This is a genomic window from Nostoc sp. 106C (assembly GCF_002154725.1).
In the GTDB taxonomy this organism is placed as follows: domain Bacteria; phylum Cyanobacteriota; class Cyanobacteriia; order Cyanobacteriales; family Nostocaceae; genus Aulosira.
Genome location: NZ_MTAW01000095.1, coordinates 28980 through 41389, shown reverse-complemented (window position 1 = coordinate 41389; position 12410 = coordinate 28980). Strand labels below are relative to the sequence as shown.

Here is a 12410-nt window from a genome sequence, read left to right as displayed (position 1 = left end):
AACGAAGATGATATCAATGCAGATATTTCAAGTCATCGAAGAAGCAATTACAAAACCGCCAATTCCTCACGAACCATATAAACAATCATTGAAAAATTGGGCGATGTATTGCCTTAGAGATAGAGGTTTTAAGGTAGTTTATGCCCAAAATGCTGATTTTGCTATTGAACCCAAAGGTGAAAACAAGCTCTATTTTAAAATCACAAATAATCCAGAAGAGGTAGACAATTCTTGTAGTTGGATAGTTTGGGATAATGCAGCCAAACGCGCCAATCTCATTCCAAAACAAGACTGAGACGGAGGAATTTTCATAAACCCCTCCGGACACGGGCAATCGCGCTCATCTGTCAAGTTTATTTCGTTGATTGGGTTCATCCCCAATCAACAATTGCGATCGTTTAAACGTTTTTAGATTTGGATAAAGTCGACCTGATTGCATTGATCGTAGAACAATCGATTAGCGCTTTTCTATGGCTTTGGCAAGAGAATAATCCAGACGATTAGAAATTGCGGCTACACAAACATAGACGCGTAGCGGTGAAGCAGCGCGGTCTTGGGGGTTTCCCCCATGAGCGACTGCTGAACCCGGAGGTTAGCCCGCACAGGCGGACTAACATCAAAATAGGGTTTCAAATTAATCTGACGAGAGAGAGTTAGATACAAGGTGTCGTGATAGAAAGTCCCTACGAGCTACTGCTCCCACAACGACTGCTGGTGCTGGTGTGGGAGGGAGAAACACCCTCCTCGACCCAATTCAGTGCCTGGGATAGTGGCGCTTGAAGGTCCCAATTGTGTTATTCCGCTACGCTGATGCCTGAGCCACCCATTTCCTTCGGGACGTCCTTCATCTTCGGCAACCCGTCCTTCATTGGCAGCTTCGTCTCCTGATAGTGGACATGGACATCGGCGTGGTACGGGAAGTCCGGAATGACTGCTGCATACACGTCGGTGAGTCCCATGCCGGGATGCTCAGTGAAGAGGTGTCCTCCACAGGTTTTGCACCATTTGCGATAACTATGCGGTGTCTTGTTGTAAGTGCCGATGTTGTCTACCCCTTGGGTGATCTGCACCGCTTCGGGGTTCCATAAAGTGAAGGCGTTGACAGGCCCTGCCGACCAGCTTCGACACGACTCACAATGGCAATAACCCATTGCGGTTGGCTCACCGCTGACCGTGAACTGAACTGCGCTGCAAAAGCAGCTGCCTTTGTAAGATTTTTTGTTGCTCATGATGTACCTCCTTAGTAATTAGCACGACGAGAAGATTTGGAGCACAGTCTTAAGTTAAGGATCAACTCCGTTGCGAAATCTTTTCGCACGCTCAGCGACCCGACCCTTTAGGGGTCACGCTTGCAACCGTAGCGCAATGGACGGGTTTACGGCTGTGTAGGGTTAGGCGTTAACTTTGGACTTGCTAGCCGCAAGCGCCTGCACATCGTTAGTGGTGAGAGGATCGCCACCCACTCCCCAATCGCCGCTCTTGACCTCTTCGATCACAACCCACGTCACTGAACGCAGGTTCTCGCCTTCGATCGACACCATTGTGTCAGTGAGCTTGCGGATCATCTCTTGCTTTTGATCTGACGTGAAAACGCCTTCAATCAGTTTGACATTCACTAATGGCATAAGTTTATTTCCAGTTTCTAATTTTGATTTGCTATGAAAAGTTATGCATAAAAAAACGAACGTTCGTTCTTTGTCTCTTGATTATGACGACCGTTCGTGCTATTGTCAAGTCATAAGTTTTGATTCGAGTTATGAGTGTTGCTTCATCATCCAAAACCAGTTCAGAAGGTAGTAATTCCCGCCGCTTGAAAGGACAGTCCAGCCGCGCCACCATTTTGCTTACTGCGGCGAAGCTAGCAACAACGAAGGGACTAAGTGGCTTGTCGCTGGGAGATCTGGCGACTGAGATTGGAATGAGCAAGAGTGGACTCTATGCACATTTCAAATCCAAAGAAGAACTGGAGTTGGCGACGATCGAAACGGCAGCCGAGATTTTTGATAATGAAGTGATTCAGCCTGCAATGAGGGCGCTTGCGGGAACTGATCGACTCAAAGCAGTGGTTAATTCATTTGTTTCACATCTCGAACGCAAAGTTTTTCCGGGTGGATGTTTTTTTGCCTCAGTCGCTGCGGAACTCGACACGCGTCCCGGTCCAGCGCGCGATCGCGTCGTCGAAGTGCTAGGTAAGTGGCTTACATTATTGAGGCAGTGCATTCTTGAGGCGCAGGACTTGGGACAGATAGATCCTAATGCCGAAGTTGCTCAAGTGGTTTTTGAAATCGAGGCCATGCTTTTGGCTGCGAATTTTCTTTTTGTCATGATGAATGACCCGATTCATCTAACACAAGCGCACAAGGGAGTGGAAAATGTATTATCCCGACTCGCGGTTAGTGCGGAGTCGAAGAAGAAACGATCAGCGCGCGAGAACTTAAGAGCTTGAGACTCAAGCACAGTCATTCCTTATTAAAGACTATGGCAGTACGACATTAGCAATAATCTGCATCTCACAAATTGCATAATTTTGGGCTGATACTAATAGATTTCATTATTGCTAGCCCTGTGTTTAACTTTTTTTACTTATCATTCCATCACTTACGTGTCAATGAGTACATTTTTCATATACTGATAGGAATATAGTACAAATAAAGTTTTGTGAAGCGAGGACTAGGAATGTACATTGTACAGATTGCCTCGGAATGTGCTCCTGTAATTAAAGCAGGCGGTTTAGGGGATGTTGTTTACGGACTGAGTCGGGAATTAGAGATTCGAGGACATTGTGTCGAGCTAATTCTGCCCAAGTATGACTGTATGCGCTACGACCATATTTGGGGATGGCATGATGCCTATCGCAATTTGTCAGTACCCTGGTATGGTGGAGCTATTGAGTGTTCGGTGTACTGTGGTTGGGTACATGGACGGGTGTGTTTCTTCATTGAACCTCATTCTCAAGATAATTTCTTTAATCGGGGCTGCTATTACGGTTGCAATGACGATAATATGCGCTTTGCCTTTTTCAGCAAAGCTGCTTTGGAATTTTTACTTCAAAGCAATAAGCGACCTGATATCATCCATTGTCATGATTGGCAAACAGGCTTAGTTCCAGTCATGCTCCATGAAATGTACAAGTATTATGGCATGGAGTATCAAAGAGTTTGTTACACCATCCACAACTTTAAACATCAGGGAATGGGAGGTGTAGAAACTCTTGAGGCCACAGGTTTAAATCGACCAGAGTATTACTTCCAATACGATAAGCTGCGTGATAACTTCAACCCCTTTGCTTTGAATTTCATGAAAGGGGGTATTGTTTACTCCAATGCTGTCACCACAGTTTCTCCAAACCACGCTTGGGAAGCTCGTACTAGCGATGTTGGTTGCGGTTTAGGTCATACTTTGCATTTGCATCAAGATAAATTCCGTGGGGTGCTCAACGGTATTGATTACGATTTTTGGAATCCAGAAGTTGATCGCTACATCTCTTCTAACTATACCAAGAACAATTTTGAACAAAAATTCGATAACAAAAAAGCTTTACGAGAACGTCTCCTGCTCCGTCAAGATGATAAACCAATAGTTGCTTACATTGGTCGGTTAGATAATCAAAAAGGTGTGCATCTTGTTCATCACGCCATTTATTACGCCCTCTATAAAGGAGCGCAATTTGTATTACTAGGTTCGGCTACAGAAGCGGGAATCAACGCTACTTTCCAACATGAAAAAGAATTTTTAAATAGCAACCCAGATGTACATTTAGAACTGGGCTTTAATGAGGAATTATCCCACCTGATTTATGCGGGGGCAGATATAATTGTTGTCCCCAGCAATTACGAACCCTGTGGATTAACTCAAATGATTGGCTTGAAGTATGGCACTGTACCGATTGTTCGCGGTGTTGGTGGTTTGGTGAATACAGTATTTGACCGCAATTACGACGAGAATGTACCACCTGAAAAGCGTAATGGTTATGTGTTTTATCAGAGCGATAATCAAGCGCTTGAATCAGCAATGGAACGGGCAATTGATTTGTGGAATTACTCTCCTGACGAGTTCCGCGAATTAGCTATTCAGGGTATGGAATATGACTACTCATGGAATGTTCCAGGCAGTGAATATGTAGAGATTTACGACTGGATCAGACACAAGTGGTAATCTCAATTCTCGTGAATTTGGCTACATAAAATGCAGAGAATAATGTGTGTCCAACAGTTTAGTTAAGACTCTACTATTCGCTCAAAACAATCTCTCTAGAGGCGGCTTGACCGCCTTTTTTTGTGTCACCTAAAGGAAAATTTAATATAAAACAGGACTTACGCAAAGACAACGGAAAAATAAACCGCAGAGAACGCAGAGTTCACAGAGAAATAATAGTTAATTTGTTAACTCTATCTGTTTCAGATTCAGTAATTGCAGAGCAAATTGATATAACCGATCAATCGCTCAACTATGGAACGATATTTTTCGGCTCAGTTTTTCTTTCAGCCCCAATCAAAATAATTTTAGATTTTCTAACTCATTTTAAGCGACCATTACAAAAATCTAGTCCTGAATAAGAAAGAGTTACGACGATCTTGTAAATTACAAATGCTGGCTATAATTTTTCAGAGCCAGACCTGTTATTAAAATTGCGATTGCATCCTTGGTGAAATCAACATTCTAGTTGGAAGCATCGACTGAATATTTTACGGTTAATGCTGTAAACAGACATTTATTAACGTGAATTCGACAGCGATCGCACTCACATTGAAAACCATATCTCCACAGCAACAAAAAACCTCGGTTTGTCGCCGAGGTAATGAGGAAGAGGTTAAATGACCATGAGAGCTACTGATACCGAAATCAAAGAATCTTAGCTAACACTCAAGCCAACCAAGACGATAGTGGTGACAAGTAATGTAGCAAATGCACCTTGTAAAAGATATTTGCGTTGTTCCCAAATTGCAGGGTACTCAGCATAGTACATCTGGGGTTCGGTTGGGTAGTTATTGAGAACGCCGTCTTCATTAACAGTGGTATACATAATTTTTTCTCTTGCTTGTTAACTTATGTAAATAAATTTAACAATATTGTTACAATAAGTCAACACAGCTTGACAAATAATTGTGGATAGTATTAATAAATAAAGCTTATCAGTATGGGTGTGACAGGCGATGCTACGCCTGCCACCGAAAGCCCGATGCTAACTGGAATGTGGGGTTTACTTTACTTCGCTGGCTGCAAACTTAGTTACCTTGCCTTTTTTGATCGCGACAACCACATCGTAGGTTGTACAGTAAGCGATCGTGACATCATCGGTTTTGTTGTAAAGGTTAACCACCAGGCTGTACAGCAATTGGCTCTAGATCACCAAAAAAGTAACGATGTAAGGCGTCACCACTACCAAACTCACCTTTATGCTTTCCGAGAAATTCAATTTTTTATTGAGCAGTTAATCCTGTAGAATCTTTTTTTTAAAATTAAATGAAGCCCCTACTATGGCTCAATATCTTGGTGGTAGCTTGATTTTAGCTGGTATATTCCTCAGCCAACTTGGTATTCAACGTCAAACTTCTCGCAGAATCGCATCTGGTAAGTTGAGTTCTACACAGGTTAAACAGCAAGTAGAAGGCAGTATGGGATTTAAAGGAATCTAGCTATTTGCAATTAAGGAAAGCATCTTACTTCAGAATAAATACTTACCAACTTCGTAGCCTTTTTAAACGCAGAAAAATGCAGAGTAGTTCTAAATTTAATTATTTACGAACTTATTAAATAATGTACTTAGTAATTAAAAGCTGTTTTTTCTGCCTACTTAAACAGTTTAAAAATCTTTCTGCGTCGGCTGGAGAAGACTTTGTTCATTAGAAACAATTTAAATGGGAACTAGTAATTGTTATGCCCTGTCTAACACAAGTATGTATATCTATGTGGAGATACATATCTTCAAGGTTTTTAACATGAAGTTTTTAAGGTTATTAGGATTGCGTTTCGGGAAATTGTTATAGAAAAAAGCTTTGACTGTATTAGAAACTGAGTACAGTAGTACCAGCAGATATAAATATTATGAAACTTAAATTGTGGATAAGTTATTTGTTGACTGTTTTAGTATGCCTACCTTGTAGTGCTATTAGCACAACCAAACTTTTAGCAGCAAATCCAATTTTCCAATTGGCACAAGCGAAGTCTGCTTATGACCAATATATGCGGTCTGGCTACACTGCAACCAGACAGCGAAACTACCGCAAAGCTTTGGGGTTATTTCAGCAAGCAGCGCAAATACGCCCTGGAGATAGATATGCTACTGCGGCAATTAGAAATGTTACAGGTTATCTTCAGGGACGCAGGAGTTTGATTGGTTTTGTGCCGGGAAAACCAGGTAGAGTAAGATCAGCAGCATCGAGGGGAGCGTGCTTTCAGAATGCAGAGGTTGCTATTCCTTTAATTCCCACAAACAAAGAAGCTCAACATACCACAAAGGACCATCCAACATTCTTTTTCTACATTCCTAAAACTTCTCAAACACTAGCAGGGCTAGAATTTGCTTTGCGAGATGACGAGAATACCGATCCGTTATACAAAGAAACTTTCCAACCAATTGAGCAGGCTGGAATTGTTAGTGTAACCTTGCCTGCTAAGCAACCATCTTTAAAAGCCGACAAAGAATATACTTGGACTTTTTCAATGATTTGCGATCCTAACAGCCGCGATCTAGACGTGTATCTAGAAGGCAAAATTGAACTTATGCAGGACGAAAACATTGCAGAGCAGATACAAGAGACTCCAAAACCTTTAGATCGTGCAGTTCTGTATGCAACAGCTGGCTTTTGGGAGAACGCACTCAGCATTTTAGCTGATTTACGGCGTGAGAATCCGACCAATCCAGAAGTTCAACAATATTGGGCAGATTTGTTGAAATCAGTAAACCTTGAAGAGGTGACAGATAAGCCCCTATTGCCATGTTGTACTGCCCAGAAATAAATCAATAATTTTACGATTCAAAAAATGTTTGCGACAGTACCCCACCCGCCCTATCGGGCACCCTGCCCGCAGGCGGAGAGAATTTGCGTGCGGGGGTTCCCCCCATTGAGCAAACTTCGAGGGAGGGTTGGGGAGGGGTTTTATCGATGTGTTGCATTCTTTTTTCAATTTTGTATTAGTTAACACGCCCGGTTTCTCAAAATAAACCGGGTTTTTTCATGTCTTTAGGACTTATATTAAGTTCGCTATACCGCTTATAAAATGTCATTGCGTTGGCGGAACTCTTTCAGCGAACAAAAAGCCGCTACGCTGCAATCACAAGTCTTTATCTGAACTTGGTAACTTAACCGCAAACCTCTATAGCTGCGATGTCTACGACGGGCTACGCCTACGCACTTCACAAAATTTGAAATTCATATCTTTTTTCGTAGAGCAGTAATAAAATTATCAACCTCGCCAGTTGTCTTGGTGGATGAATAGAATGTTGGATGATTTTTCTCCAAAAATCTACTTAATTTCGTTTTTCATCGTGTATACCTGAAATACCAAAGTATCCAAGGGCAATACTGACATGGTTCAAGCTCCTCGCCAACAGTTATGGAAATTGAGGTTGGTAATTTTATTAGCCATAAGTGGCGTGATTGCCACATTGACGAATTCTGTGCGTGCTCAAATTGTCCCAGACAGCACATTAGGTACAGAAAGTACAAAACTGACACCAAATGCCAATGTTCAAGGATTACCTGCAACCTTAATTGAAGGCGGAGCTACCAGAGGTATAAATCTATTCCAGAGTTTCTTACAATTTAACGTGGGTGATGGACAACGAGTATACTTTGCCAATCCCGCAGGTATTGAAAATATTTTGACTCGCGTTACAGGTAGCGATCCCTCAAAGATTTTCGGTACTTTGGGTGTAGATGGCAGAGCAAATTTATTTTTCCTTAATCCTAATGGTATTGTTTTTGGCCCCAATGCCCGCTTAGATGTTGCAGGTTCATTTTTGGCGACGACAGCCAATAGCTTTATATTTGAAAATGGCTTAAAATTTAGCACCACCAATCCCGAAGCAGCACCATTACTAACAGTCAGTTTGCGTCCGGGGTTACAGTTTGGCGTAAATCAAACGGGAAGTATCAGCAATACTGCGAATTTAAGCGTCGGGCAAGATTTGACTCTAGTAGGTGGCAATCTCGACTTACAAGGTAGCTTACAAGCAGGTAGAGATTTAACATTACAAGCTCAAGATACAGTCAAAGTAAGAGATACCGCTGCAAATCCATTCATTGCCTCCGCAGGTGCTCAGTTAATTGTACAAGGCGATCGCGCTGTCGATATCTTTGCCCTCAATCACCCCGAAAGTGGCTTGTTCTCTGGTAGCGATATGCTGTTGCGCAGTCCCAACACCGTAGCCGGAGATGCTCACTACTGGGCTGGTGGCAATTTTCGCATTGAGCAACTAGATGGTAATTTAGGAAATCTTTCCAGCCCTGGTGATCCCATCATTCGCGCTAGCGGAGATGTGAGTTTCAATAGCTATCAAGGAGCCTCTTTGCACATATTAGCAGGGGGTTCTGTAAATATTGGCAGTATTACTATTACAGGTGCAGATACAACTAACCCTGCGAACTCAATCACAGAAAATGTGCCGCTATCAACCAGCCTACCTAATGGCACGAATTCTGTTGCTATTAATGGTGGAGGAGAACCGACATTAGATATTCGCGCCGGAACTACTGCTTTTAGAACCCCAAGACTAACACCAAATCCTATTCCTGGTGTGATTGGTATGGTTAACCCTAACGCACCAACTTCAAGTGCAGATATAAATATCGGTAGTATTGTCAATTTAAATTATTCTGGCACTGGTGAACCTGTAAAAGGCAAAATTCTTTTAACTAATCAGTATGCTCCGAATCAATTACTAGGCAATATAAAAGCTGGTTCAATTTGGGATTTCGGTGATGTCACCATTGATTCACGAGGTGACATCGCAACTAATGGAGTAATTGATATTTCTCTAGGTGTTGACAGTAATAATAATATCCTATTCCTTGCTAATAATAATATTAGTATTAATGGTTCACTGCTTTCAAATTTACATGACACTAGCAGCGGCAATGGAGGTAATATTACCCTCATTAGTAAAAATGGAGGAATTGATACAAGATTAGCAGATATTGTATCGGCAACACCCAATGGATTTGCTGGAGATATAACTATTGAAGCTCCTGGTGATCTTTATTTAGGTAATATAACAGCCTCTAGCTATTTCACGGATGGAGCTAATAGTTCAAATGGTAAAGAATTTAGCAGCATAAATATAAAATCCACGAATGGTTCTGTCTACTTAAATGGGTCTCATCTGGATACTAACAATGCTAGTTCAGGCTATGCTGGAGATATAAATATTAGTGCTCGTAACGAAGTCAGGTTGGAGAATCAAACTCAAATTTCTAGTAGTGGAAATTATGGCAGAATTTTCATTGGCAAATCAGAATATGCCAACTTCTCTCCCAGTACAGTGAATATTTTCGATTCTTGGCTAAATAGCGATGTCTTAAGTGGTACAGGTGATGCAGGTAATATTAGTATTGAAGCTGGTGCAATATCCCTAAAAGCAGCTACTCTAAAAACAGATAATAATGGCTTAGGAGAAGCTGGATCTGTTGAGATTCATGCTAGTCAAAAAGATATCTCTATTAATGACAGCCAAATAACTAGTGAAAGTAATAGCTTAGTTATTAATCCTAATGATTCCAATACCTACTTTTTACCTGGCTATATTCAAATTACTGCCAATCAAGGCTCGGTACAGGTGGATCAGTCAAGGGTGAGTACAACTAATACAGGTGGCGGTTATGCTGGAAATATAATTATTAATGCACTAAATGAGATTTCTCTGATTGACAATTTTGCTACTGATGACAGTCTAAATCAGGGAATTTTTAGTAATGGCTATTTTGGAAATATCTTAATTGGGAATACTCTTGATGAGCAGCCAATCATTCCTAATAAAGTCACACTTGACCACACTTTCTTGACCGCTATCAACTTAGTAGAAGGTAATAATCGAGAAAATATCCTCACTAAAGATGCAGGAAATATAATAGTTCAATCTCTTGGAGGCTTATTTCTCACTAGCAGTAATCTAGAAACTGCAACTTATGGTTCAGGGAACGGAGGAAATATTAGCGTTAAGGCTAACTCAGTATCTTTGAGTAATCAAAGTTCTCTATTGGCTAATACTCAAGGAAGTGGAAAAGCCGGAAGCGTAACTGTTAACACAACTGGTGGTGCAGTATCGCTTTCTGAAAGCAGTATCAACACTGGTAGCGATGGGCTACTTCCCACAGACCCCCAAAATGTAGAAAGAAAAGAAGGTCAGGGTGGTGGTGATATTAATATCACTGCTAATTCTTTTCTATTAACAAAAAACTCTCTTTTAAATGCTAGCACTTTTGGTTCAGGAAACGGTGGTAACGTCTATATTACAGCAGATAAAACAGTATCTTTTATAGACAGTTCTATTTTAAATGCGAGAACTTATTCCACTGGAAATGCTGGCAATATTAATATCAAAACTCAGGAGCTTTCTTTCAGTAATAAATCGCTAATTCAAGCCGAAACTTTTGACATTGGTAATGCAGGTAATCTGGAGATAAACACTCAGTTATTGACCTTAAGCGATACATCAAGAATCGATGCTCAAACTTTTGGTAGTGGTAATGCCGGTAATGCCAATATACAAACACAGTCCCTTTCTTTAACAGATGGTTCGAGAATCAATGCCGATACTTTTGCTAGTGGTAAAGGTGGCAATATTACTATTAATCCTCTTAATTCTCAAGAACAATCTGCTGCTTCTGTTACCATATCTGGTGCATCAACTTTAAATGGACTTTCTAGCGGATTCTTTGTTAATACCGAAAGCGAACAACTAGATGCGGGGCCTGGTGGCAATATAACTATTAATACTGGTAATTTAAATATTAAGGATGGTGCTGTTTTGAGCGCTTCTTCTAAAAGTAGCGGTAACGGTGGCAATATCAACGTTAATGTCAATAATCTTGATATTGCAGGCGGTGGACAAATTGTTACTAATACCTATAGAAGTGGACAAGCTGGTAACATCAAAATTAATGCAACAGATAATGTTGCGATCGCTGGTCAAGATTTGACATACGATCAACGATTGAATGAACTAAAAAATCAATTCAATTCAATTAAAGATACCTACGATTTTGTTGTCCCGCAAAATGATAGCGAAATTAAACGTATCCTCGGCTCGATTAATCAATATAGTGGATTGTTCGCCAATACAGAAGCTAACTCTACTGGCAATGGCGGTACGATTAATGTTGAATCCCAGCAAGTCACCATTAAAGATGATGCAAAAATTACTGTAGATAGCCAGGGAACAGGTGTCGCAGGTAGTATTAGCATGAGTGCTAATCGTCTGACTCTAGATAATCAAGCCAAGATTACCGCCGACACCAATAGCGGTCAAGGTGGTAGCATCACACTCAACTTGCAAGATTTATTGCTGTTTCGCCGCAACAGTGTAGTCTCCACTACCGCAGGTAGACAAGGTGCAGGTGGCGATGGGGGTGCGATCGCAATTAATCTAGATCTTAATCGAGGCTTTATTGTCTCCCCTGCTGTCGAAAATAATGATATCTCTGCAAATGCTTTTTCTGGTAGCGGCGGAACCATCGAAATCAATGCTAAAGGCGTAATTGGGTTAGCAACCCTGACTAGACAAGAACTTGAGCAGAAATTAGGCACAACCGACCCGGAAAAACTTGACCCGCAATTTCTGCCAACTAACGATATTACAGCGATTTCCCAAACTAATCCGCAGTTAAATGGCATAGTCAGTATCAGTTCCCCAGATATTGACCCCAGCAAAGGAATTGTTTCTTTACCGATAAACGCCACCGATCCTTCGCAGCAGATAGCGCAAAGCTGTAGCGCAGTTAATGAAAAAGTAGCTAGTGCATTTACTGATGCTGGACGTGGTGGTTTACCACCTAAACCTGATGAATTTCTCAGCAGCGATAATGTTTGGGAAGATATCCGCATCCGGGCTAGCAATACACAGCAGGCTTTAACTTCTAATGCAACCCCTGGTAAACAGAAGGCAGCATTAATTATGCCTGCGACAGGTTGGGTATTTAATGACAAGGGCGAAGTCACGCTGATATCTTATACGCCGAAGTCTTCTGCGACTTGGGTGAATTCCTCTAACTGTGCTGCTAAAAGCCAATGACAGCAAGTAATCAGGGCTAAAGTCTGGAACTCAGCATCAATAGCAATAAAATATCACAATCCTCGCCATTTGCCCTAGGGATGAGTAGAATGTTGGATACTTTTTATCCAAAAATCTACTTAGTTTATAGATTAATTCCGTATAAATAAGCCAAGCTAAGACTCCCGGCACAATACTG

General features: G+C 41.3%; 9 protein-coding genes and 1 pseudogene. 6 read left to right on the top strand and 4 right to left on the bottom strand.

What is annotated here, in order from left to right; all coding sequences use genetic code 11:
- Nucleotides 1–16 precede the first annotated feature (16 nt).
- Nucleotides 17–295, top strand: a complete 279-nt coding sequence (locus BV375_RS11865; RefSeq protein WP_086760655.1) for a hypothetical protein — start codon at nt 17–19, stop codon at nt 293–295.
- Between the two features lie 499 nt (nt 296–794).
- Here the strand turns inward: BV375_RS11865 and BV375_RS11860 are convergent, their stop codons facing one another.
- Together BV375_RS11860 and BV375_RS11855 are read right to left on the bottom strand one after the other, a co-directional pair.
- Nucleotides 795–1229, bottom strand: a complete 435-nt coding sequence (locus BV375_RS11860; RefSeq protein ID WP_086760653.1) for a GFA family protein — start codon at nt 1227–1229, stop codon at nt 795–797.
- 162 nt (nt 1230–1391) lie between these two features.
- A complete protein-coding gene (locus BV375_RS11855; protein ID WP_086760651.1) occupies nt 1392–1625 on the bottom strand; it encodes a 4-oxalocrotonate tautomerase family protein in 234 nt (77 codons plus the stop codon).
- 131 nt (nt 1626–1756) lie between these two features.
- Here BV375_RS11855 and BV375_RS11850 point away from each other — a divergent pair, with 131 nt between their 5' ends.
- Both BV375_RS11850 and glgA read left to right on the top strand, forming a co-directional pair.
- Nucleotides 1757–2446 carry a TetR/AcrR family transcriptional regulator gene (locus BV375_RS11850; RefSeq protein WP_086760649.1) on the top strand — a complete coding sequence of 230 codons (690 nt, stop codon included), beginning with the start codon at nt 1757–1759 and terminating at the stop codon, nt 2444–2446.
- A gap of 230 nt (nt 2447–2676) precedes the next feature.
- Nucleotides 2677–4155, top strand: coding sequence for a glycogen synthase GlgA (glgA, locus tag BV375_RS11845; RefSeq protein WP_086760647.1), 1479 nt, complete (start codon nt 2677–2679; stop codon nt 4153–4155).
- A 697-nt stretch (nt 4156–4852) separates the two neighbouring features.
- On the opposite strand, the gene BV375_RS35940 is transcribed toward glgA, so the two are convergent.
- Both BV375_RS35940 and BV375_RS38115 read right to left on the bottom strand, forming a co-directional pair.
- A complete protein-coding gene (locus BV375_RS35940) occupies nt 4853–5023 on the bottom strand; it encodes a ssl1498 family light-harvesting-like protein (RefSeq protein ID WP_134075938.1) in 171 nt (56 codons plus the stop codon).
- A 177-nt stretch (nt 5024–5200) separates the two neighbouring features.
- Nucleotides 5201–5450, bottom strand: a pseudogene (locus BV375_RS38115) (hypothetical protein); the annotation flags it as partial.
- 27 nt (nt 5451–5477) lie between these two features.
- Between BV375_RS38115 and BV375_RS36825 the strand changes: the two are divergent.
- From BV375_RS36825 to BV375_RS11825, 3 genes are all read left to right on the top strand, one after another.
- Nucleotides 5478–5636: a hypothetical protein gene (locus BV375_RS36825; RefSeq protein ID WP_166507434.1), complete on the top strand. Its 159-nt coding sequence runs from the start codon at nt 5478–5480 to the stop codon at nt 5634–5636.
- A 409-nt stretch (nt 5637–6045) separates the two neighbouring features.
- Complete coding sequence (locus BV375_RS11830; protein ID WP_243713918.1) at nt 6046–6960, top strand: DUF928 domain-containing protein; 915 nt, start codon at nt 6046–6048, stop codon at nt 6958–6960.
- A 571-nt stretch (nt 6961–7531) separates the two neighbouring features.
- On the top strand, nt 7532–12232 hold the full coding sequence (locus BV375_RS11825; RefSeq protein ID WP_086760641.1) for a filamentous hemagglutinin N-terminal domain-containing protein: 4701 nt from the start codon (nt 7532–7534) through the stop codon (nt 12230–12232).
- The last annotated feature ends 178 nt before the right edge of the window (nt 12233–12410 follow it).

Excerpts from the sequence above, each read along its gene's own strand:
- BV375_RS11865 (WP_086760655.1), top strand. The coding sequence starts at position 17 with ATGCAGATATTTCAAGTCATCGAAGAAGCAATTACAAAACCGCCAATT.
- BV375_RS11860 (WP_086760653.1), bottom strand. The coding sequence starts at position 1,229 with ATGAGCAACAAAAAATCTTACAAAGGCAGCTGCTTTTGCAGCGCAGTT.
- BV375_RS11855 (WP_086760651.1), bottom strand. The coding sequence starts at position 1,625 with ATGCCATTAGTGAATGTCAAACTGATTGAAGGCGTTTTCACGTCAGAT.
- BV375_RS11850 (WP_086760649.1), top strand. The coding sequence starts at position 1,757 with ATGAGTGTTGCTTCATCATCCAAAACCAGTTCAGAAGGTAGTAATTCC.
- glgA (WP_086760647.1), top strand. The coding sequence starts at position 2,677 with ATGTACATTGTACAGATTGCCTCGGAATGTGCTCCTGTAATTAAAGCA.
- BV375_RS35940 (WP_134075938.1), bottom strand. The coding sequence starts at position 5,023 with ATGTATACCACTGTTAATGAAGACGGCGTTCTCAATAACTACCCAACC.
- BV375_RS36825 (WP_166507434.1), top strand. The coding sequence starts at position 5,478 with ATGGCTCAATATCTTGGTGGTAGCTTGATTTTAGCTGGTATATTCCTC.
- BV375_RS11830 (WP_243713918.1), top strand. The coding sequence starts at position 6,046 with ATGAAACTTAAATTGTGGATAAGTTATTTGTTGACTGTTTTAGTATGC.
- BV375_RS11825 (WP_086760641.1), top strand. The coding sequence starts at position 7,532 with ATGGTTCAAGCTCCTCGCCAACAGTTATGGAAATTGAGGTTGGTAATT.